The sequence below is a fragment of the Corallococcus sp. AB030 genome (assembly GCF_003668965.1).
GTDB classification, from domain to species: Bacteria; Myxococcota; Myxococcia; order Myxococcales; family Myxococcaceae; genus Corallococcus; species Corallococcus exiguus.
In genome coordinates this window covers 1-21,560 of the sequence record NZ_RAWQ01000141.1, presented here as the reverse complement: position 1 = coordinate 21,560, position 21,560 = coordinate 1, and the positions used below count along the sequence as shown (strand labels likewise).

The window sequence follows — 21,560 nt, the reverse complement described above, 5'->3', positions numbered from 1 at the left end:
TTCGCGATGGAGTGCGCCGCCGTGTCCGCTCCCCTTTCATCGCATCCGCTGCCATCGCAAACGAACACCCCTCCCGAGGGGAAAAGGCCGCCGGAGCACCTGCGCCGCATCATCGGCTCGCCGCCGGGCCCCCTCGTGGCGTTCCTGACGCGAGGCGTCTGGGCGTTGCTCACCGCGTTGTCGCCGAAAGCGCGGGATGCGCTCGCACGCTTCGTGGCGAACCTGGCCTACACGCTGGGCATCCGCCGCAAGGTGGCGCTGGACAACCTGGCGCACGCCATGCCGGAGAAGAGTGAAGCCGAGCGCCACGACATCGCTCGGGGTGCGTACCTCACCATGGCGCGCGTGGTGGTGGAGTCGCTGCCCTCCGGGGACCGGATGACGTCGGACTGGGACCAGCAGGGCATCGAGGGCGAGGAGGCGTGGGCGGCGCTCAAGGCGCACGTGGCCACGGGCAAGGGCGCGCTGCTGGTGACGGCGCACTTCGGCAACTGGGAGCTGGTGGGCCAGATGCTGATCCGCTGGGGCATCCCGCTCAACGCGCTGGTGCGTCCGCTCAAGGGCGCGCTGAACACGCGCATCGCGGTGAACCGGTTGGGCGCGGGCGCGGGGCTCATCTATCCGAAGGGCGCCATCCAGGAGATTACGGAAGCGGTGAACCGCGGCGAGTCCGCGTACATGCTGCTGGACCAGGCGCTGCCCGCGAAGTCCGCGGTGTTCGTGCCCTTCTTCGGCCGGCTCGCGTCCACGACGCCCGCGATGGCGGTGGCCGCCGAACGCACGGGCGTGCCGGTGTTCGTGGTGATGGGCGTGCGGCCTCCGGGTCCTGGCGCGCGCTACAAGCTGGAGGTGGAGGGCCCCATCCTCCCGCCGCAACCCGGTGAGTGCGCGGACCCCATCACCGAGCACACCGCGCGAGTCACCGCGGCGATGGAGCGCGCCATCCGCCGGCACCCGGAGCAGTGGCTGTGGCTGCACCGCCGCTGGAAGGTGCAGCCCCCGGCGCTCGTGACGGCGCCGTCGCCCGGCCTCACCGAGGGCCCGCCGCAGAAGTAGCCCGCAGCGCCAGGGCGTGGTCCGCCATGCGTGATGCCGGTGGCCCTCCCGGCTCCACCGAGCACGAGGAGGCACCAGCGGTGCGACCCGGTGGGCCGCGCTACTCCACGACGACGCGGCGCAGGTGCGCGCCCAGGCGTGTCACCAGCTCGTAGTGAATGGTCTGCGCCCAGCCGGACAGGGACTCGGCGGACACGGACTCTTCTCCATCGCGGCCCAGGAGCGTGGCCGTCACCGGGCGCTCATCGGTCGTGGCTCGCGTCACGTCCACCATCAGGTGGTTCATCATCACGCGGCCCAGCACCGCGCACCGCCGCCCGTTCACCAGCACATGCGCCTTGCCGGACGCGAGGCGCGGATAGCCGTCGTAGTAGCCCACCGGCAATACAGCGATACGCGTGGGCTCCGGGCAGCGGTACGTGCAGCCGTAGCCCACGTACGCGCCCGCCGGCAGCCACTTCACCACCTGGCTCTTGCACCGCCACGACAGCACCGGCTTGAGCACCGGCAGCTCGCCCAGCACCAACCGCGCGGACAGCCGTGTCTCCGGTGAGGGCCACAAGCCGTACAGCGAGATGCCCACGCGCGCCGCCTCGAAGCGCGCCCGGGGCAGCACCAGCGCCGCGGCGCTCGCGGCGATGTGCCGCTGCAACGGCTTCGCGGGCTTCAGCTGCGCGGTCAGGTGCCCCAGCGCGGTCTCGAACGCGTCCAGCTGCGCCAGCGCGTACGCCTGCTCCGTCACGTCCTCCGTGTTGGCGAAGTGGCTGAGCACGCCCACCGGCTCGAATACGTCCGGCGCGTCCGCGAGGAACTGCGTCTCGCGAGGCAGCTGATCCAACGTGAAGCCCTCGCGGCCCAGGCCCGTGTCGATGTGCACGTGCACGCGCAGGGGGCGCGGCAGCTTCGCCGCGCGCAGGGCCGGCACCGCGTCCGCCCAGGAGCGGTCCGCCACCACCGCGTCGATGCCCTCGCGCGCCAGCACGACGGCCTCCTCCGGAGCCACGGCGCCCAGCACCACCACCTGCCGCGCGGGCAGGCCGTGCGCGGACTCGTGGGTGCGCACCGTGAGCGCGTCCTGCGGCGCGATGAAGTAGAGGACGTCCACGCCCTCGTGCACCAGCGGCAGCACCTGGGCCAGGCCGTGGCCGTAGGCGTTGCCCTTGAGCACCGCGCCCAGCGCTCGGGGTGTGGGGCCGGTGGACTCCAGCGCGCGGAACGCCGCCACGTTGTGCCTGAGGTGGGACGCGCTCACCTCCAGCCACGAGGAGTACACCGCGTCACCAGGCCCGACTCCGAGCCCCACACCGACTTCTTCCACGTTCACACCTCCGCACCAGCCCACGTCCCGGATGGCTCTACCAGCAAAGCGCAGGCCATGGGCGGCCGTGGCCGGAGGGCCACGGAGGGTGGGACGCCGGCTGGATGCCACTCGGGCGGACGAGGGTGGAGAGGGGGCGCCCCGCACGGCCAGGGGGGCGTGTTCGGGTGGACACGCGCGGCGCGGGAGCGTGTCCCGGGGGACACCTGACAGGTGGGAGCCTCTGCGCGACATGTCGGGTGACACGGCGGCGCGACAGGGGCCGGTGGTAGTGTCCTCCGCCGTGGCCGCACCTGAATTGCCCTTAGCCCAGGCTTTCATGACCGCCCGGGGAAAGACGGAGCCGGCAGGGGCCCTCTCTGTCCTCCAGGAGCGGCTGGCCCAGGCCCTGGACACAGCCCGGCAGTCCTGGCCGGACATCCCCCTGGAGGGTTCGCGCTTCGCGGCGCACCTGGCGCGGCTGGTGCCCGCGGACGGCCACGAGGACGCCTGGGGCAAGCTGCACATGGCGGACGTGTACCTGGCCCGGGCGGCGGCGGATGGCCTGCCCTCGGCGCTGGCCACGTTCGAGCAGCGCCTGATGCCGGAGGTGGACGCGGCGGTGGCGCGGCTGAGGCTGCCCCCGGCCGGACTGGATGAGGTCCGTCAGGCGCTGCGGCAGCGGATGCTGGTGGGCAGCGCGGAGGCTCCGGCGCGGCTGGCGGCGTACCCGGGCACGGGGCCACTGGCGGGCTGGGTGCGCGCGGCGGCGCTGTGGCTGGCGCTGGACTGGCAGCGGCAGCGCTCGGGGCAGGCGCAGTCGGAGGACGGCGACCTGTCCATGCTGGTGGCGCCGGGGGACGATCCGGAGCTGGCGTACCTCAAGCAGACGTACCGCGCGGAGTTCAGCGCGTCGTTCCAGGCGGCGCTGGCGGCCCTGTCCGCGCGGCAGCGCAACTTCCTGCGGCTGAAGTACCTGGACGGGCTGGGCATCGACCAACTGGGAGCGTTGTACGGCGTGCACCGCTCCACGGCGGCGCGGTGGGTGGTGGGCGCGCAGGAGGAGCTGCTGGACGGGACGCGGCAGCGGCTGACGGAGCGGCTGCGGCTGACGCGCTCCCAGTTGGACAGCGTGCTGCGGCTCATCTCCAGCCAGTTGGACGTGAGCCTGAGCCGGCTGTTGCGCACGCCCTCCGAGTAACGCGGCGCGCGAGGCCCCGTCCCCCGGCGAGGCGCCCGAGAATCCCGGCAGGGCATTCTCGGCCAGTGCGTTAAAGAGAGGGGAGGATGCGAACGCTCTTCATCGGAGATGTGCACGGCTGTTCCAGTGAGCTGGACGCGCTCCTGAAGGCGTGTGACTGGCAGCTCGGCGACCGGGTGGTGCTGGTGGGCGACCTGGTGGCGAAGGGGCCGGACTCCGCGGGCGTGGTGCGGCGGGCGCGCGAGCACGGCTTCCACGCGGTGAAGGGCAATCACGACGCGCACGTGCTGCGCTGGCACGGCGGCTACGCGTCCAAGGGCAAGAAGCTCAAGCCGGAGCACCGGCAGGTGCTGGACACGCTGAGCGCCGCGGACTGGGCCTGGATGGAGCGGCTGCCCTCCTACTTGCGCTTCCCGGATTTGAACGCGCTGGCGGTGCACGCGGGGCTGGTGCCGGGGGTGCCGCTCGAGGAGCAGAAGGAGGAGTTCCTCTTCAACCTGCGCAGCATCGCGGCGGACGGGACGCCGTCGAAGCGGCTGGAGGCGGGCGAGCCGTGGGGCAGCCTGTGGCAGGGCCCGGAGCTGGTCATCTTCGGCCACGACGCCATGCGCGGCCTGCAGAAGCACCCCTTCGCGGTGGGCCTGGACTCCGGCTGCGTCTACGGCGGCAAGCTCACCGCGTACGTGTTGCCAGAGGGGAAGTTCTACTCCGTGCCCGCGGCCCGCGCGTACATGACGCTGTAGGCTTCAGGGTCGAGCGTCCTTCACGCGCAATAGCGGCACCCAACGAGCGTGAGCGAAGGCGGGAGGGCAGTCTGTTCTGAACATGACCCAAAGCCTCTCATGAACATACATGCCATGGTTTCTCCATGAGCCCACCGCCCCCCTTCCTTTTGCCTTCGTCACGGCCCCTGATGGGACGGCGTGCCTTGCTGGGAGGGATGGGAGCCCTCGCCATCGCTGGCTGCTCGCGGGAGGGAGCGACGGGAGCCCGGGCGGAGCCGCTCCGAGTTCCTGCCCCCGGCTGGCGTGGGTTGCTGTACTTCAAGCAGGAGCGTCCGGGCCCGCGGCGTGACTTGTGGATTCAATCCCTGGATGGGCTACGGCACACCGCGCTCACGGACAGCGGTCGGCTCGCGGGCTGGAACCGTCCCCAGGTGGAAGGCCCCCTCAATGGGGCCTGCATCTCGCCGGATGGGACCTGCGTGGCCTATGCGGAGCGCCATCCCGCCGCTTCGGACGGAGCGAGCGTCTCACCCTTGCAGTCATGGAACGTGCTGCTCGTGGTCAATGCGGATGGAACGGACCGACGCATCCTCGTGGACCTGCGTGACCTGCCCTCTCCACCGAAAGGAACCCGGGCCAGTTCGTTCATCTGGTCCTCTGACGGAAAGCATCTGGCCTATGCACTGGAGCTCCCCCATCCTGACTGCGAACTCCTGAAGCTTTACAGGGTGGAGGTCGAGTCAGGCAGGGTGACGGAAGTCCCGCTCGGTCCCATTCAGGGAAAGCCCCAGCTGTGGGTCTGGTCCTCTTCCCGGAACGAATGTGTGTTCACCCTTCAGTGCGGAACCACCGGGGCGCAGCGCCTGGGGGTCCTGGACGTATCCACGGGCCGCGTGCGGACACTCTCGGCGGAAGGGCCTGCCGTTTCGCCTGACGGCGGCCATGCCTTCGTCACGACCTCCACTCCCCAGGGAAGAAAGGCATCCCTGCACACCCTGGACGATGCCTTCACCCTCGAGGCGTCATTGGGAGCCTTCACGGGAAGGTTCAACTGGTACAACCAGCGCCCGGGGGGACTCTTCACCGAGGTGACACCCGAGCCACCGACGACGGAGTGCGCGGGAGTGACGCCCCCACCGCAGCGCCTGTATCGATGGGACCCGCATGCGCGCACGCATTCGCGGGTACGCCAGGATGCAACCCCCTTCACGGTCCTGGCCTTCTCGCCTGACGACACCCAGGCCCTGGTGAACATCCTCGTGGGCCGGGACGACTCCCAGCCTGGCTTCTGTGGTGAGGGCTGGCTCCAGCGGCTCCACGTCGTGCAACGGGACGACCTGGAGAGCGACCTTCCGATGGAGCAACTCCTCGCGAAAAGTACGCCCCTGGCCCCTTCAACGCCGTGGCCTGGGCCGTCCAGCTCCTCCTACATTGGATGGTTGCGCTGACAGCGCCGGGGGCCCCCAGGAACAGGCCGGCCCCACGGCGCCATTCAGCTCACTACTCGCACACGTTGCTGCTGTTGCAGCTCTGCCCCGTGGAGCAGGTTCCGCAGCTCGCGACGCTCCGGGCGACGCCGCAGTTGTCGGTGGCGCTCACCGCTCCGCATGTCTTCAGCAACCGGGCACAAATCTGCGCATCCGATTCGCAGAGCGCCTCCACTTCCGCCGAGGCCTCGTTGTTGCTTTCGCTCGTCTCCAGAAGGCTCGTGGTCACCCGAGCCTCATAGGAGAAGGAGCCCGGAACCCGTGGCCTCAGCGTGACGCCCACGCTCGCCGAAGCGCTGGGGGCCATGGCACCCAGCGTGCAAACCAGCGTCTCCTCGAAGTGGGTGCATTGGCCGAAGGAACGAGGCCTCTGGGGATTGAGGGTCGGCAGGGCGAGGCTGTACGACATGATGCTGGGCTGGCACCGCGCGGGGTCACCTCCGGCGCGTTCCGTTTTCTGAGCCTTGCTGGGGTCCAGCAGAGCCCGTGTCCATTCCCCCTCTGGCCGCATGACGCGTAGTGCTTCTTGGAGGAAGTCCTCTCCAAACCGCGCTCCAACGCCATTGCCAGACCATCCGCCCATGGACTCAGTGCCCAACAAAAAAACAGACACCATCTCAATTGCTTCCACGCGGCAACTATCACCCCCCGCCATATCCAGACACGACAACCCCAGACATCGCGCCCCAACGTCCCCCCAGACGGTCCAACGGCCACGAGGCCTCGCCAAACCCTCCTGGTGCAATGGCTCTCCGGATGTGCGCTCGAGCGTCTTCCGCACGCTCCCCGGCTCTGACATATTCCGTGGGCACCATCTTTTTCCGGGAGAACTTCAACATGGTCCGCACCTCGAGCCTCGTCAGCGCCCTGCTCCTCGTCAGCGCCTGCCAGAAGCCCCCGGAGGCCTCCCCGGCCGTGCCTGCCTCCGTGCCGATGGCCGCGCCGGTGAAGGTGGCGCCGTTCTCGCTGTCGGTGCTCCAGGACGCGGCGCCGTCGGGCTGTACCTGGCTGCGGCTGGAGTCAGACGGCAGACGCAGGGCGCTCGTCACGGTGGACGCGGCGTGTGACGGGTTGCAGCTCGCGTGGAGCCCGGACGGCAAGCACGCGGCGGTGCGCGACCCGGCCGGCAGCGCGCGAGGGCCCGGGCGCGTGTGGACGGTGGACCTGACGTCCGGGCAGGGCTCGGCGCAGCTGCTGCCAGAGGAGGGGCTGACGGGCGCGGTGGGGTTCGATTCGGTGGGGCGGCTGGTGGCGTTGACCGCGCACACAGGCGAGCTGGTGCGGCGTGACGACGTCTTCCTCTTCGAGGGCCGTCGCATCCCCATCCCGGAGCTGGACGAGGGCGCGGGGCTCGCGCACGCGTACCGGCTGGATGCGGGGGCGTGGAAGCGCATCGAGACGGTGGCCACACGAGGTGACGCGGACGCGGTGTTCGCGCTCGCCACCACGGAGATGCTGGTGTCCTCCACGGTGGCCGGGGACCTGGACGCGCTGGTGGCGCAGGGATTGGACGAGGGCAGTCAGGACGCGGTCCGGCTCGACGCGGTGGTGCCGGACCGGGGGCACGACGTGTTCGGCGGCTGGGCTCGCGTGGAGTCGCGCGGCGGTCCCCTGTTCGCGTGGCAGACCGCGGGCGAGCAGACCGCGCTGATGATGCCGGTGCGCTGGGAAGCGGAGGACGGCCACCTGGGCGAACCCGAGGGACTCGCCCTGCCCGCCCGGAGCCCCGTGCGGGCGATGGCGCGCGGGGACCTGCTGATGCTCGCGGGCGAGACGCAGGCGCGGGTCTACGACCTGGGCTCGCGGCGCCTGGCGGCGTCCTTCGACGGCATCCGGAGCGCGCGCTTCTGGCCGGAGCCGAGCTCGCTGGTTCCGCACGGAGCCACGGCGGCGACCGGGCAGCGGTAGTCGCGCGAGCCGCGCCTCAGAACTGGCCCGTGCTCTTCAATGCCGCGAACATGATGGCGCCGTAGACGCCGCCGCAGAGGCAGCAGGAGAGCACTGGCACCAGGAGCGCGCCCGCGAGCGCCGTGCCCCAGCTGGTGCGGTGCAGCGTGCGGTAGGTGAAGGCGCGCAGGCCCATGGCCCAGAAGGGCGCGGCGTACACGGCGACGAAGGGAATCACGCCGACGATGTACGGCGCCTGGGAGATGGCGTGCGCGCGCAGGGTCACGGAGAAGCCGCGCTCCACGCCGCCCATGCGGAGGATGAGGTGGTCCAGGCCCGCGTTCGCCAGGGTCATGCCGGTGCTGAACACGGGCATGAGCACGGTCCAGGCCGCCATGACCACCGTCATCCACAGCTTCAAGTCCTTCGGATCCGCGCCGCTCTTCTCCGTCTCGGGGATGAACCCCAGGATGATGCCGATGAGCGCGGTGTAGACGATGCCCGTCGACAGGAAGCCGGCGATCGCCGACAGCATCACGAAGGTCATGGAGCTGCTCACGGGCGCGTCGGGGTTGACGCCCCGAAGGGTCTCCGTGGGCCGCATCAACATGCCGAAGCACGTCCGCCAGAACGCCTTGAGCGTCCCCAGCTCCGCGCGCTGGTCCCAGGGCAGCTGGCCCAGGGGTTCACGTTCGAGGCAGGTGGCGCAGACGGAGCCCTCCGGTCCCTGGCGCAGGCAGCGGGCACAGGCGAACGCGCCACAGCGTGGGCAGGTGGCCACGCCGAGCCACTCGGGGTGCACTGCGCAGACAGGGTCGGCGCCGCCGGGAGCCGGGGCCACAAGTAGCGAGGCCCCGCACCGCGCGCACGTTTCAGCGCCGGGGGTGAAGGGGGCCTGACAGGAGGGACAGGAAGGCGTCATCGCCGAGCATCCTCGCACGGCCCGGGTCCCGTCACGCACGCAGCCGATGGAGCGGGCCCCCGGGCCGCGGTCCTCCAAAAGCTGTCCGACTGTCGGACAAGTTTCCGCGGCCCGCCGCCGGGGAGGTGCCCCCAGGGTTCTCGCCTTCTCAGCCCTGGGGACAGCATCCAGGTCCGGAGGCTTGGGAGTCGTGCCTTCCCGGGCTGCCCGGTTCGCGGGCGCTACGGCTCCGGCGAGGACTCCGGATCCACCGGCACCGTGGGGGACGTGCTCCCAGTCTTGTCCTGCGATGGCGCGCTCCCCGCCGGAGCCACGACGCCCTGCGACTTCGGAGCTCGGGCCTCCTGCGCGGCCCGGACCTGCCGGGCTCGCTTCGCCTGGGCCAGCGCCGCCTTCGCCGCGCCCGCGTCGCCCAGACCCCGCTCGCGCTTCGCCAGCGCCTCCCACAGCTCCGGCGAGTCCGGATGCAGCGTCACCGCCGCTCGCAACAGACCCCTCGCCACCTTCGGCGACCGCGTGTCCAGCAGCCGCTTCAGGAAGCCCGAGGGCGACAGCACCAGCGACCCCTCCGGCGTCTCGAACGCCTCACGCACGTGGGGAATCGCCTCCTGCTCCCGGTCCGCCTCCAGCAACCCCACCGCCTCCGCCAGGTGCGCGTCCATCGACTCCGGTTGCAGCTCCGTCGCGCGCTCCAACCAGCGCATCCGGTCCACCGGCTTCCGCTTCGCGCGGTCCGCCAGCGTCAGCAACTCATCCGTGTAGTCGGGCCGCACCGCGGGGGCGCGCACCGCCGCCTCCTTCAGCGACGGCCACAGCCGCTCCGGATCCTTCATCGCCTCCAGGCGCGAGCGCTTCAACGCCGGCACCTCCGCGCGCTTCCACCCCGCGACGAAGCGCGCCACGTCGCTCCGCACGGACGAACTGAAGCGCTCCGTCTCCGGACACTTCTGCGTCTCGCACGCCGCCAGGTAGTCCGCGAAGAAGCCCGCCGCCCCCTGGGTCCGATACGAGCGCAGCCGCTCCGCGCCCATCGCCCGCTCCACCGTGGCCGCCATGTGCGCGCCCACTCGGATGAAGAGCGACTCGGCGCGCGGCTCGTGCGCACCGCGGATCCGCTCCATCGCGCCCCGGCCGTCCCGGGCAATCGCGCCCCGCTCGAAGAGCGAGGACACCTTCGCGAACGCCGCCGCCAGGTCCGTCTCCGGTGGCAGCGTGCCCGGCCCGCGCGTGGCCCAGTCGTGGTACGCGAGCCCGTAGCTCGCCAGCCGCCCCATGCCCTCGTAGACGACCGCGTCCACGGGGTCCGTGAAGTGGCCGCCCCGGCCCGGCGCGCCCTCGTCCAGCACCGTCTCCATCAACCGGATGGACAGCCGGCGCAGCCGCTTCGCCTCGTCCTCCACGTTCGTGGCGAGCGCGATGGCCGTGTCCTCCGCCGGCAGCAGCACCAGCAGCGTCGTCGTCTCCGGCTGCCCGCCCGCGTGCGCCACGATGTAGTGGCCTCGCAGCGGATAGGTCGCGAAGCCCATGCCGTAGTCGGTGATGTGCCCGTCGCGCGTCACCATCGTCGCCTGCATGCGGCCCATCGTCTCGCGCGTCACCAGCTTGTGGTCCAGCACCGCGCGCGCGAAGCCCAGCAGGTCCTCCACCGTCGCGCGCGTGCCACCGCCACCGAAGCGGCTGGTGACGTCCAGGAAGCGCGAAGGCTTCAGCGTGGCGCCCGAGACGCGGTAGCCCACCGCCTGCTGCGCGTCGCGCGTGCTGAGGTCATCCACGTCCGCGTGGCTCATGTTCGCGGGGCCGAAGACGTGGTCGCGCAGGTACTCGCGGTAGGGCTGGCCGGAGGCCGTCTCCACCGCCGCGCCCAGCAGGTTGAAGCCCCACGTCGTGTACAGGTAGCGCGTGCCCGGCTCTGACACGAGCGGCCGGTCCGCGAACAACCCGATGGCCTCCTTCGTCGTCACCGGCTTCGTGTTGTTGCCGGCGCGCGGACTGTCGTAGGTGGGCACCCCGCCCAGGTGGCCCAGCAGCTGCCGCACCGTCACCGGCCACTGCTTCACCGGGTACTCGGGCACCAGCGTGTGGATGTCCGCGTCCAGGTCCAGCTTGCCCGCCTGCGCCAGCTGCATCACGGCCACCGCCGTGAAGGACTTGGTGATGGACGCCATGCGGTACGTGGTGCGCACCGTGGCCGGCAGCTTCTTCGCCATGTCGCGGTAGCCGTAGCCGTTCATCCACCGCTGGCCGCCCCGCATCACGCCCACGGACAGGCCCGCGGTGGGACCCTGCTTCAGGTCCGCGCGCACCAGCGCGTCCATCGCGCGCTGCACCTCCGGTGAGAACCCGGAGTCCTTCGCGTCCGGCTCCGGCGCGACCTTCGCGCTGGACTCCGGCGGGGACGCGGGCTTCCCACCAGCCCCGGACGGCACGGGCGCGGGCACCTGCGCCACGGACGCGGGCTTCTCGGCGGACGCCTGCGCGAACGCGGGCCCTGCCTCCACCAACAAACACAGCGCGACGAAGAGCCGCTTCATGGCACCGCCTCCGCGGTCTGGCCGCTCGCACCGGTGTCCGATGCCTCTTCACGCGAGGTCGTGAGCGCCGGCGCCGGCACCGCGCCCTCGTTCACCCAGCCCGCGAGCAGCGCATCCGAGACCAGCTGCCCCAGCAGGTCCAGCCCATGACCGCGCGGATGCACCAGGTCCTCGTGCATGAACCCCGCCTGGTTGAACCGCGCGAGCGAGCCCGCGCCGCCCATCGCCGTGTAGAGGTCGAAGAAGCCGCAGCCCTCGGCGAGCGCCACCTCGCGCTCGACCTGGATGGCGGCCTCCAGGAACGGCCGCTGCGTCAGCGGCTTGCCCTTCGCGTGCGCGTCCTGCACCGCGTCCATGGGGCCCACCACCAGGCACGCGCTGCCCGGCGCGGCGGCGCGGGTGCGGCGCAGCAGCGCGGTCAGGTCCTGGCGCACGGTGGGCAGGTCCGTGCGCTTCCACTCCAGGCGCTTGGACTCATTGCCGCCCAGGAAGAAGAGCAGCAGCTTCGGGTCGCGCTGCGAAAGCTGCGCCTTCAGCGCGTCCTCCTCCAGCCGGCCATATAGCGTCGCATCCGCGGACGGCACGCCCAACATGTCCAGCACGATGCCGGACGCGTCCTTCTGGAGCACCACACCCTGCACGATGGCGCCCTTGCCTTCCGCGGTGACGTCCAGCCACTTCGCGCCCGCGGGCAGGTCGAAGGACGTGGTGCGGCTGGCCCCGTCCTCCTGGGGCTCCGTGCGCGTCAGCACCGTGCCGTCCACGGACACGACGAGGCGGCCCGCGCCCTTCACATCCATCCACCACAGCGTCCCGCGCGGCTCGCCCTCCAGCTTGAAGCGACCCCGGGCGCGGTTCTCGGTGGCCAGGTGGTACACGCCGGTGATGCCAAACGGATGCGGCGGCGCCTTCAGCTCGCCCAGCGTGCGCGGCTCCCAGCCGTTGCTCACTGCGGCCGTGCGCCCTCGTCCGCCGTAGGGGGCCATGCGGTCCACCAGCAGCACACCCCGGCCCGCGCCGCCGAAGCCCGCCGCGAACTCCTCGCGGACCACGTCCACGATGCGGTCCCCCGCGATGAGCGAATTGCCGAACGCGGCGATGACGGTGGGCGTCGTCCCCGGCGTCTGCACGAGCCCATCCAGCGCGGTGAAGAACGGCGTCAGCGCGGACCGCGCGCAGCCTGCGTCATCCTTCTCCAGACAGGGGTCCTCCACCATGCCGCCCGGAGCCTGAAGCCGCGTGGCCAGCGCATGCAGGTGTCCGGCGCGCTCGGTGGTGGGCGGCAGCGCGCGAAACGCGGAGCGCGCCGTCGGCCGCGCCTTGCCTGGCGCCTGCGCGGGCAGGTTCGCGGAAGCAGGCACCACCTGCGAAGAACCCGCGCCCGTCGCCGCGGACTCGGGGCTCGCGGCAGGTTGCCCCTCCACGGATGCGGGCCTCGTGGCATTCACCTCCGGCGGCGGCACGGAGTCCGTCGCGGGATTCGTCGTCAGGGGGAAACGGTGAGGAGGTGTGCGGGACTCGCACCCGGGGAGCAGAGCCCCCGCCAGGACAGCGAGCAACCCCGCCCGCCGGAGCCCGCGCGAGACATCGAGAACCGTCATGTGGCCCGCGAGCGTAGACGAAAGCCCGGGGCCACGCATGTTCTGGACCCCACGCTCGGCCGCCTCGCGAGCCGCCCCGGCGTGGCATCCCGGACATCGCATCCGTCCTGGACCGCACGTCCGGTCCAGGCTTCCCCGGGGAAGAACCGGTTTCCCGCACCCCAGCACGAATGCAAGGTCCGGACGCGAACATGGTCCCTTCACATGGTGCGGCGCGTCCCCAAATTATCCGCCGCGAATATGGCGAAGAACCGGCTCACAACGTGGACGAAGCTCCACCGGCGATTTGGCGAGCATGTGCGCCGCATGCGCAACAGCCGCTCGCTCACGCAGGAATCGCTCGCCGAACGCAGTGACCTGTCGGTGGATGCCATCCGCCGCATCGAGCGCGGTGCGTTCTCTCCGTCGCTCGACACGCTGGGCAAGTTGTCCGTGGGGCTGGACGTGTCCCTCAAGACGCTCTTCCACTCCTTCGACATGGAGCGCACCGACGGCGTGGCGGAGATCTGCGACTTCCTCGCGTGCCGCTCCGGCTCCGAGCTGAAGCTCGCCTGGCGCGTGCTCCAGGCCATGTTCGACGAGCACTGAAGCGCGGCCCCGCTACCAGTCGCACCCGGCAGATGTTCCCTGTCACCGCAGGCGTGTTTGCCCTATGCGTCGGGCCCCATGAGCCGCGCGCCCCCCACCCTCCTCCTCGTCGAGGACGACAGAGACCTGCGCGACGCGCTCGTGGAGATCCTCCTCGCCGAAGGGCACACCGTCGCCGCCGCGGAGAACGGTGACGAGGCCCTCGCGTGGCTGGAAGCGCACCCGTGCCCCGCGCTGGTGCTGGTGGACATGTGGACGCCGCGCAAGGACAGCTGGCGGCTCCTGGACGCGCTGCACCGGGAGCCCCGCTTCGCGGACCTCCCCGTCATGGCCATCAGCTCCAGCGAGGAGCGCCACCCCGCCATCCGCGAGGTGCTCTCCAAGCCCTTCGACCGCGAAGCCCTGCTCGCCGGGGTGCGCCGCTTCGTGCACCCGCTGCACTGAAGGCCTTCAGCCGCCGGTCGTCCGCTGCCCCAGCTTGCCCACCACGGCCGGGTCCAGACGGAACGAATCGAAGAAGCGGTCCGCGTCCTGGGGCGCGCGTCCCTCCGGGTGCAGCAGGAGCTGCTGGTACAGGCGCGGGCCCACCATGAAGAAGCGGCCCCGCAGGCGGCGCGGACCGGACAGTCCCCCCACCTCCTGGCCCGGGAAGCCGCCCTCCATCTCCAGCGTCTTCGCGGTGATGGCCGTCGCACCCAGCGCCTCCAGCGCGCCCTGGCTGGCCCGGTCCACCACGTCGCGCGGGCTCACCTGCGCCACCGCCGCGAGCGGGAAGTCCGTATAGGAGACGTAGTAGGCGGTGTCCTCCTGCGTGCGCGCGGCGATGAACGTGTGCAGCGTCACCTCGCCCACGTCCGTGGGCTGCACGCGCCGCTCCTCGGTGACGGGGCCGGGGAACGTCACGCTGAAGCCACCCTCCTGCGACTGGACGACGGAGGACGGCGCCTCCCTCACGGGCTCGGCGGGGGACACGGGGGGCTCGGTCTGCGTGCGCCCCGCGCACCCTCCCAGCACCAGCAGGGCGGCCAGCGGCACGGCCCGGTAGGAATGCTTCATCATCCAGACGGCTCCTGACATGGGGCCGCAAGGTACGCCCTGCCCCGCCGGAGTGCATCCCTCCGCTTCAACCGGGCCCGCTTCAGGCAACGGTTTCCCCGGCCTTCAGTGCACCGCGCCGGAGTCCTCGCCAGAATCCTCCTTGGCGGGCTCCTCCTCATCGGAGGGTGCGGGCAGCCTCGGCGGGCCGGCGGACACCCGGGCCAGGTGGACGCGGAACACGGAGCCCTGGCCGGGCTGGCTCTCCACCTCGATGCGGCCTCCGTGCGCCTCGATGATCCGCCGCGACACCGACAGTCCCAGTCCCACTCCTGGTGCGCGCTGCTTCGCGTTGCCCGCGCGCTGGAACGGGATGAAGAGGCCCTGGAGCTCCTCCGGCGACATGCCGATGCCCTGGTCCGCCACGGCCAGCACCACGTGGTCGCCATCCCCGCGCACGGCCACCTCCACGCGGCTGCCGGAAGGGGAGTACTTGAGCGCGTTGCTCACCAGGTTGTTCAGCACCTGCTCCAACCGGGAGGGGTCCGCGCGCACCAGCACCGCGGCGTCCGGCACCACCAGCTCCAGCGTGTGTCCGGACTCGCTGGACTGGTACAGCTCCACCACGGAGCGCGCCAGCTCGCGCGTGTCGCGCACCTCCGGCTGGAGCTCCAGCTTGCCGGCCTCGATGCGGGTCGCGTCCAGCAGGTCCCCCACCATCCGGTCCAGGCGCGCCACCTGCCTTCGCACCAGCGACAGCGTGCGCTGCATCCGCTCCGGGGTGACCTCTCCGCGGTTCGTCAGCGCCGTGGACAGCTTCAGCGCGGACAGGGGGTTGCGCAGGTCGTGCGCCACGCCCGCCAGGAACGCCAGCTGCTGCTCCTGCTGGTGGGTCAGGCTGTCCGCCATCTCGTTGAAGGTGCGGGCCATGTCGCGGATCTCCAACGGGCCCTCCTCGGGCGCGCGCAGGTGCCGCCCGCCCCGTCCGAAGCCGGCCATCGCGCTGCGCAGCTCCGTCACCGGGCGCAGCGCGAAGCGCCTCAGCCAGAAGACCACCAGGCCCAGCGTCGCCAGGAGCAGCAGGCCCAGCACCAGCCCCAGCACGTCGGCCGTCTCGCTCCAGCGCGCCGCGCTCTGCCGGGCCGTCTGCGCCTGGTCCACGTTGATCTCGATGAGGCGCTCCAGCGAGCGCAGCGCCGCGTCCAGCGAGGACATCGCCGACGTGTCGTGCTGGGCCTGGGTCATCCCCGGACCGAGCGGCGCATGCTGCGCGGCCAGGTAGGCGAAGACCTGCTGCTGCACCTCCGCCACCGTCTGGCGCTCCTCCTGGGTGGACGCGATGGCGTGCATCTCCAGCAGCTGGCGGCGCAGGTCGGCCTCCAGCTGGGGTGGCGAGCGCCCGCGCGACGGGTCCGCCACCATGGGAGAACCCGGCGACGTCAGCAGGCGCGAGTGGACGAGCAGGTCCACCTCCAGCTCCTCGGCCTGCCGGACGCCTTCCACGGATTCACTCAGCGTGGAAGCCATGCGCTCCAGCGCGGTCGTCAGCACCACGAGCAGGGTGGCGGACACCACGGTGAGCAGGACCAACCCACCCACCACGGTGGAAAAAAACGCGCGCAGGCTCATCGCCGCCTCCTCGCGAACCGCCCGCCGGAGTCCCGCTTCGTCATGGTCGCGCATCCTCCCTCCGGGCCGCGCCAACCCAGGTGGTCGCCGACCTCTTCCCAAGGAAAGCAACAAGCGTCCGATATCGTGGATTCGCGCACGGGATGCTGGCAGGCCGCCCCCGGACCCCCTGACGTGGCCCGCAAAAGGAGCCGGCCTCCCGAGGCCCGGCCATGTTAGTCAGCACGGACACGCGGCCCGATGCGCACCCGGCGTTCGGGCGCCCGCTCTTCTCGATGAGGTCACCCGATGGATCTGCTCGCCCCACCGGCCCGCACCCTGAACTTCGATGCCTTCTGGCGCTGGCTCCAGGAGCACACCAACTGCATCCTGCGGTGTGGCTCCCCCGACATGACGCTGTTCGACCATGACGACTTCCACTGGATGCTGATGGAAGAGGAGCGCCAGCACGTCCTCCAGCTCATCAAGGGCAAGTCCCTGGTGGGCGAGATGGTGATGGTGGGCCGCGAGGTCTCCGAGGTCTCCGTCTCCCCGGATCCGGACGCGGATCCGCAGGCGGGCCACTTCCTGGTGGAGCTGATGGGCGGCCCCAAGGAAGACCCTCAGGTGATGTACCACTTCGTCATGGCCCACGGCATCGAGCCGGCCGCCGGCCACCAGGGCTTCAAGCACTAGTGTCCTGAGTCAGAAATAAGCAACCAGCAGTGGCAGCCTGCGAGCGGACGGTGTTGTCTCGGGGAGGAATGACGACCGAGAAGACACCGTCCGCAGCCTCCAGGCCCGCCTTGAGCGTTGAAGAGCGTGAAGCGCTGGAGCGTTGGGCGCGCCGACCGAAGACAGCGCAAGGGCTGGCGCTTCGCTCACGAATCGTCCTGGCGAGCGCGGAGGGCGGCAGTGACATTGCCGTGGCCGCGCAGCTCAAGGTGACGCGGGGCACGGTGGGGCGCTGGCGTCGACGCTTCCTGGACAAGAGGCTGGAGGGGCTGCTGGACGAGCCGCGACCGGGCGCGCCGCGCAAGATTCAAGATGCGCACGTCGAAGCGGTGGTGACACGCACGCTGGAGAGTTTGCCCAAGGGGGCAACGCACTGGAGTACGCGTCTTTTGGCGACGGAGATGGGCATGAGCCAAAGTGCGGTGGCGCGCATCTGGCGTGCCTTCGGCCTCAAGCCGCACCGTGCCGAGACTTTCAAGCTCTCCAAGGACCCCCTCTTCGTCGAGAAGGTGCGTGACATCGTGGGCCTGTACATGAGCCCACCCGAGCGCGCGGTGGTGCTGTGCGTCGATGAGAAGAGCCAGATTCAGGCCCTGGACCGGACCCAACCCCTGCTTCCTCTGGGCCCTGGAATCGTGGAGCGCCACACGCACGACTACGTGCGCCACGGCACGACGAGTCTCTTTGCCGCGCTCGACACGCGCACCGGAGAAGTCCTTGGCCAATGCCACGCACGGCATCGGGCGGAGGAGTTCAAGAAGTTCCTCACCACCATCGACGAGCACGTGCCCGCCCACCTTGAGGTGCACCTGGTGCTCGACAACCTCTCGACGCACAAGACGCCCGCCATCAAACGCTGGCTGCTCAAGCGCCCACGATTCCACCTGCACTTCACCCCTACCAGCGCCTCCTGGCTCAACCTCGTCGAGCGCTGGTTTGGGCTGCTCACCGAGCGGCAACTGCGCCGGGGCACCCACCGCAGCACGCGCGCCCTCGAAGAAGCCATCAAGCGCTACATCGCCCACACGAACGACAACCCTAAGCCATTCATTTGGACCAAGAGCGCCGACGACATCCTTGAGAGCCTCGCGCGCTACTGCCGCCGTATTTCTGACTCAGGACACTAGCGCGCGACGCGCTCGATGGCCTCCACCGCCGCGTGGACGCCGTTGAGCCAGTCCGAGGGGCGTGCGTCGTACCACCCCGGTCGCAGGAGCAGGGACGCGACCTTCGCCTCCAGCTCCACCACGTCCCCCACCCGCTCCGCCTCCGTCAGTCGCAGGGCCTGCCGGTCATAGAGCCGGGGCCAGGCCCAGGCCACCAGCGGAGTCCCGGTGGCCCGGGCCTCCTGCACGGTGTTGTAGCCGCCCGCCCCCACCAGCACGTCCACGCCCCGCATCACCGCGAGCGCCGGCCAGACCGTCAGCCCGGACGCGTGGTCCGTGGGGACAAGCCACATCACCGCCGCCTGTCCGGCCAGCAACGTACGCAGCCGGCTCACGGTCTCCCCGGCCTCCGCCACCTCCTCCGGGCGGCCACAGCCCATCACCGCGACCACGGGCCGCGAGTCCCCGCCATCCAGGCCCAGCCGCCGCCGGGCCTCCTCGCGAGACAGCAGCGCGTCCGCGTCCAACAGCAGCCACGGCGCCGTCCGCACCGCGCGCGGGTGGTGCGCGAAGGGCGCGTCCTCACCGGGCACGACGAGCAGGTCGAACGCGTCCACGGCGTGGGCCACGTCGAAGCCCTCCACGTAGACGGGGTTCAGGTCGCGGTGCACCAGCACGCGCGGCGCGCGCACCGTGGGCAGCAGCGCTACCAGCTCTCCTGCGAGTCCCCGGGGAAACGTATCCACCACCAGCACGTCCGGCGTGGACTCCGCGAGCCACGCGCCCACCGCCGCCACGGTGGCGGCCTTGTCCAGCCGCGAGTCCACGCGGTGCACGGTGGCGCCGGGGCCCAGCCACGACTCCAGGGGCAGGCCGGGGGCGAACGGGCTGTTGGTGAGGATGTCCACCTGGTGCCCGCGGGCCACGGCCACACGGGCCAGGGCCGCGGCGCGCGTCAGGTGCCCCAGACCTCCGCCGAGCGCGTAGAGGCGCCAGTGCTGATGTCGCGCGGCCATGCTCAGCTCCCGCCCATGTCCTCCTCGAAGGAGGCGTCGTCCTCGCGCCGGACGCTCTCGCCGTCGGCCTCGGTGAAGTCGTTGGGGTCGCTGCCCGAGGACGACGACCCGGAGCCGCGCCACGCGTCGCGGCCGTAGTAGCCGTAGTCCTCGTAGTAGTAGCTGGGGTCGTCGTCGCGGGAGGTATCCGACGGGTCGCGGTTCTCGTCGCCGTTGTCGGCGGCGCGCGCGCACGCCACGCAGACCGCCTCCCCGCCGTCGATGGTGCGCATGTGCATCAGGCAGATGGGCTTCTGACAGCGCATGCACTGCGTGGTCGCCCCCCGCTCACACGGGTGGGAGAAAAGGAAGCCGGAGGTCTCCAGGCACTGCTCTGCGGAAGCGAAGGAAGGGGACATGGCTTGGAAGGCTCAGGGCGACGCGGGGTTCTGGATGCGGAAGAGCAAGGCCATGCGCAGGGGCAGGTCCAGCGAGTCGAAGCCCAGGCACGCGGCGGCCTCCGGTGACACCGGCTGCTTGGTGGCGAGCACCGTCTTGCCGGACGGGTCGCGCAGGGACAGCTTGCCGTCGCGCACCTTCACGTGGATCGCCTCCGCGCCGGAAGCGCCCTTCACGGACGCGCCGCCGCCGTCGGCGGTCACGCTGTAGAGCAGCATGCCCTGGTCATCCGTGAGCACCCACCCGGAGCCCTCGCGCGTCAGCGTGTAGCGCACCGCCGAGCGCGCGGCGTCCTTCACCTGGAACGCGTCCGGGCCGCCCGTGACGTAGGCCAACACCGCGTCGTCCGGACCGGACACCTTGAGTTCGCCGCCCTTCCACTTGTAGCGGGCGACCTCCTTGTCCGCGCCGTCGACGAGCTTCGCGCCGTCGTCCTTGGACTTGAGCGAGAAGCGCTCGCGGTCGTCGCCATCCTTGAACTTGAGCTTGGCGCCCGCCTCATGCGGCTCGGCAGCGGCGGCGTTGGCGGGGATCGCCTGGGTGGGCTGAGCGCTGGAGGCGGGGGCACCGCCCTGCTGGCACGCCGAGGCTCCGAGCACTCCCAGACCCACGAGAAACAGGACACGAAGCTTCACGGCGTGGACCTCTTCTTCCCGGGCTGACCCTGGGAGCTGGAGTGGTTGAGCACCTGGTAGAGGCTCAAGAGCATCATCGTCACGACGCGCGAGGCGTCATTCGGCGGGAGGACGATGGGCTCGCTGGGAGAGGTGGGCTTCGTCCTCCGCACCACCCAGTCCCGCCCGTCCCGCCCCAGCAGGGCGCGCATCGCCACGCGGTCCTGGGTCACGTCCAGCCGAGACAGCACGACCTCCGGGGGCAGCCGCACGGCCTGCTTCGCGTTCGCGCGCTGATCCGCCAGTCCAGGGAAGCGCTCCGGCTTCACGCGCAGCCCCACCTGGAGCAGCGTCTTGCCCTTGCGCTTGGTCTTGAGCTTCGTCTTGCCGCTGCTGCCGCGGCCGTAGCGCTTGCGCTTCTGGACGTGCTCCACGACGGACAGGTGCAGGTGCGTGCCATCCGCGAAGCGGCCGTGCAGGGACAGCCACGCGTCGGTGAAGTCCTCGCAGTCCCACCGCCCCCGCTTGAGCTTGCCCACGCTCTTGCGCGCGTCATCCTCCGGCGCCAGGTCCAGCTTCACGTCCACCGGCGCGTTCGCGTCCAGGTCCACCTGGAACCGCTGGAGCAGCGCGGACACCAGCCCGTAGCGCCGGTTGTCCAGGTCCGTGTGCTTCGAGCGCATCCAGAGGATGCAGAGGGCGATGCTCGTCGCGAAGAGCGCGGCGGCCAGCAGCCACTGCGTCAAGACGGTGAACGAGATGCTGAGGCACAAGAAGACCCAGGAGCCGATCCCCACCGCGATCCGTGTCTTCTCCGCCCGCGAGTCCAACCCCGCCAGCGCCCTCAGGTCCGCCAGCACCTCCGGCACCGGGGCACGGGTTTCATAGACATACGTCTTCTTGAATTCGGAGGTGTCGAGCGCCACGGTGGAGAGCCTTGTTCAGCGGAGACAGGTTGGGGAGCGTAGGAGGCGCTCCCGGGCGGGTCAAACCGACTCACGGCGTCCGCGCGCGGCCTGCAGCTTCGCGCGTCGGCGGGTGTAGCCCAGCACCTGGTAGATGCTCAGGAGCATCATCGTCGCGGTGCGGGACGCGTCGTCCTTCTCCAGCGCATTCTTCCAGAAGGCGGGGGCCTCCGGGTCTCCCGTCTCGCGCCCCGGCCGCGCCACCCATTCGTCGGACAGCCGGGCGCGCAGGGACAGCCGGCCCGCGGCGACGCGCACCCGCTCCAATTCGACCTTCCGGGGCAGGCGCGTTGCGGCGGTGGCGCGGACCTTGAGCCGCTCCAGTCCCGGGTAGCGCTCCGGCTTCACGCGCACGGACACCTCCAGCCGGGCGAAGCCCTTGCGCTTGGTCTTCGTCTTCGTCTTGCCGCTGGCGCTCGTCTTGGAGCGCTCGCGCTTCTGGAGCCGCTCCACCATGCGGATCCGCACGAAGGCGCCGTCCGCCAACCGCGTCTCCAGCGTGAACCACGGGTCGACGAAGAAGTCCGTGTTCCACCAACCCACCATGTCCTGATTCACGCGCTTGTCGAGCACGTCCGGCGGACGCAGGTCCAGCTTGAGCCGCACCGGCGCGTCCGGGGCCAGGTCCATCTCCAGACGCTGGAGCAGCACCTGGGCCAGGCCGTAGCGCCGGTTGTCCAGGTCGCGCGGCTTGAGGGCGTAACGCCACAGGAAGAGGAGGAGCCCCACGACGAGCAGCGCCCCGCCC

Annotated in this window: 21 protein-coding genes; 9 read left to right on the top strand and 12 right to left on the bottom strand. The window is 70.9% G+C overall.

Annotated elements, in window-relative coordinates; genetic code table 11:
* Nucleotides 1-6 precede the first annotated feature (6 nt).
* The gene (locus D7Y15_RS28675; RefSeq protein ID WP_120596967.1) at nt 7-1,056 is read left to right on the top strand and encodes a lysophospholipid acyltransferase family protein; all 1,050 of its coding nucleotides are present in this window, start codon (nt 7-9) and stop codon (nt 1,054-1,056) included.
* Nucleotides 1,057-1,156: 100 nt separating this feature from the next.
* Here D7Y15_RS28675 and alr read toward each other — a convergent pair whose 3' ends face one another.
* Nucleotides 1,157-2,374 carry an alanine racemase gene (alr, locus tag D7Y15_RS28670; RefSeq protein ID WP_169821113.1) on the bottom strand — a complete coding sequence of 406 codons (1,218 nt, stop codon included), beginning with the start codon at nt 2,372-2,374 and terminating at the stop codon, nt 1,157-1,159.
* A gap of 319 nt (nt 2,375-2,693) precedes the next feature.
* On the opposite strand from alr, the gene D7Y15_RS28665 reads away from it, so the two are divergent.
* The 3 genes from D7Y15_RS28665 (at nt 2,694) to D7Y15_RS44305 (ending at nt 5,727) form a co-directional block, all read left to right on the top strand.
* Nucleotides 2,694-3,554, top strand: coding sequence for a sigma-70 family RNA polymerase sigma factor (locus D7Y15_RS28665; RefSeq protein ID WP_121754553.1), 861 nt, complete (start codon nt 2,694-2,696; stop codon nt 3,552-3,554).
* Between the two features lie 86 nt (nt 3,555-3,640).
* Nucleotides 3,641-4,297, top strand: a complete 657-nt coding sequence (locus D7Y15_RS28660; RefSeq protein ID WP_121754552.1) for a metallophosphoesterase — start codon at nt 3,641-3,643, stop codon at nt 4,295-4,297.
* An 875-nt stretch (nt 4,298-5,172) separates the two neighbouring features.
* Nucleotides 5,173-5,727, top strand: coding sequence for a hypothetical protein (locus tag D7Y15_RS44305; protein WP_148712892.1), 555 nt, complete (start codon nt 5,173-5,175; stop codon nt 5,725-5,727).
* 52 nt (nt 5,728-5,779) lie between these two features.
* Here the strand turns inward: D7Y15_RS44305 and D7Y15_RS44300 are convergent, their stop codons facing one another.
* The gene (locus D7Y15_RS44300; protein ID WP_148712891.1) at nt 5,780-5,995 is read right to left on the bottom strand and encodes a hypothetical protein; all 216 of its coding nucleotides are present in this window, start codon (nt 5,993-5,995) and stop codon (nt 5,780-5,782) included.
* 608 nt (nt 5,996-6,603) lie between these two features.
* On the opposite strand from D7Y15_RS44300, the gene D7Y15_RS28645 reads away from it, so the two are divergent.
* Complete coding sequence (locus tag D7Y15_RS28645) at nt 6,604-7,674, top strand: hypothetical protein (protein ID WP_148712890.1); 1,071 nt, start codon at nt 6,604-6,606, stop codon at nt 7,672-7,674.
* Nucleotides 7,675-7,690: 16 nt separating this feature from the next.
* Here D7Y15_RS28645 and D7Y15_RS28640 read toward each other — a convergent pair whose 3' ends face one another.
* The 3 genes from D7Y15_RS28640 to D7Y15_RS28630 all read right to left on the bottom strand — a co-directional run bounded on the left by D7Y15_RS28640 (nt 7,691) and on the right by D7Y15_RS28630 (nt 12,530).
* Nucleotides 7,691-8,434 carry a YIP1 family protein gene (locus tag D7Y15_RS28640; protein WP_233605120.1) on the bottom strand — a complete coding sequence of 248 codons (744 nt, stop codon included), beginning with the start codon at nt 8,432-8,434 and terminating at the stop codon, nt 7,691-7,693.
* Nucleotides 8,435-8,796: 362 nt separating this feature from the next.
* On the bottom strand, nt 8,797-11,106 hold the full coding sequence (locus tag D7Y15_RS28635) for a serine hydrolase domain-containing protein (protein ID WP_121754547.1): 2,310 nt from the start codon (nt 11,104-11,106) through the stop codon (nt 8,797-8,799).
* Nucleotides 11,103-12,530, bottom strand: coding sequence for a GDSL-type esterase/lipase family protein (locus D7Y15_RS28630; protein WP_233605119.1), 1,428 nt, complete (start codon nt 12,528-12,530; stop codon nt 11,103-11,105). Before D7Y15_RS28630 ends, D7Y15_RS28635 begins: the two co-directional genes overlap by 4 nt.
* Before the next feature lie 381 nt (nt 12,531-12,911).
* Between D7Y15_RS28630 and D7Y15_RS28625 the strand changes: the two genes are divergently transcribed.
* Together D7Y15_RS28625 and D7Y15_RS28620 are read left to right on the top strand one after the other, a co-directional pair.
* Nucleotides 12,912-13,295, top strand: a complete 384-nt coding sequence (locus D7Y15_RS28625; protein ID WP_169821116.1) for a helix-turn-helix domain-containing protein — start codon at nt 12,912-12,914, stop codon at nt 13,293-13,295.
* A gap of 78 nt (nt 13,296-13,373) precedes the next feature.
* The gene (locus D7Y15_RS28620; RefSeq protein ID WP_120579001.1) at nt 13,374-13,739 is read left to right on the top strand and encodes a response regulator; all 366 of its coding nucleotides are present in this window, start codon (nt 13,374-13,376) and stop codon (nt 13,737-13,739) included.
* A gap of 6 nt (nt 13,740-13,745) precedes the next feature.
* Here the strand turns inward: D7Y15_RS28620 and D7Y15_RS28615 are convergent, their stop codons facing one another.
* Together D7Y15_RS28615 and D7Y15_RS28610 are read right to left on the bottom strand one after the other, a co-directional pair.
* Complete coding sequence (locus D7Y15_RS28615; protein WP_233597233.1) at nt 13,746-14,354, bottom strand: hypothetical protein; 609 nt, start codon at nt 14,352-14,354, stop codon at nt 13,746-13,748.
* Between the two features lie 102 nt (nt 14,355-14,456).
* Complete coding sequence (locus tag D7Y15_RS28610) at nt 14,457-16,013, bottom strand: HAMP domain-containing sensor histidine kinase (protein WP_346728582.1); 1,557 nt, start codon at nt 16,011-16,013, stop codon at nt 14,457-14,459.
* 234 nt (nt 16,014-16,247) lie between these two features.
* Between D7Y15_RS28610 and D7Y15_RS28605 the strand changes: the two genes are divergently transcribed.
* Together D7Y15_RS28605 and D7Y15_RS28600 are read left to right on the top strand one after the other, a co-directional pair.
* On the top strand, nt 16,248-16,634 hold the full coding sequence (locus tag D7Y15_RS28605; protein ID WP_120578999.1) for a serine/threonine protein kinase: 387 nt from the start codon (nt 16,248-16,250) through the stop codon (nt 16,632-16,634).
* Between the two features lie 68 nt (nt 16,635-16,702).
* Nucleotides 16,703-17,800 (top strand): IS630 family transposase, encoded by a 1,098-nt coding sequence (locus D7Y15_RS28600; protein ID WP_121754544.1) that lies wholly within the window; start codon nt 16,703-16,705, stop codon nt 17,798-17,800.
* Here the strand turns inward: D7Y15_RS28600 and D7Y15_RS28595 are convergent.
* From D7Y15_RS28595 to D7Y15_RS44850, 5 genes are all read right to left on the bottom strand, one after another.
* Nucleotides 17,797-18,795 (bottom strand): hypothetical protein, encoded by a 999-nt coding sequence (locus D7Y15_RS28595; RefSeq protein WP_120578998.1) that lies wholly within the window; start codon nt 18,793-18,795, stop codon nt 17,797-17,799. The two genes, D7Y15_RS28600 and D7Y15_RS28595, sit on opposite strands and share 4 nt — an antisense overlap.
* Nucleotides 18,796-18,797: 2 nt before the next feature.
* Nucleotides 18,798-19,100 carry a hypothetical protein gene (locus D7Y15_RS28590; protein WP_233605118.1) on the bottom strand — a complete coding sequence of 101 codons (303 nt, stop codon included), beginning with the start codon at nt 19,098-19,100 and terminating at the stop codon, nt 18,798-18,800.
* Between the two features lie 105 nt (nt 19,101-19,205).
* Entirely contained in the window at nt 19,206-19,868 is a 663-nt protein-coding gene (locus tag D7Y15_RS28585) for a hypothetical protein (RefSeq protein WP_120578996.1), read from the bottom strand.
* Nucleotides 19,865-20,773 (bottom strand): hypothetical protein, encoded by a 909-nt coding sequence (locus tag D7Y15_RS28580; RefSeq protein ID WP_121754543.1) that lies wholly within the window; start codon nt 20,771-20,773, stop codon nt 19,865-19,867. The genes D7Y15_RS28585 and D7Y15_RS28580 overlap by 4 nt, the downstream gene beginning before the upstream one ends.
* A 60-nt stretch (nt 20,774-20,833) precedes the next feature.
* Nucleotides 20,834-21,560 (bottom strand): hypothetical protein (locus D7Y15_RS44850; RefSeq protein ID WP_121754542.1); only part of this gene is annotated, 727 nt, incomplete at its 5' end.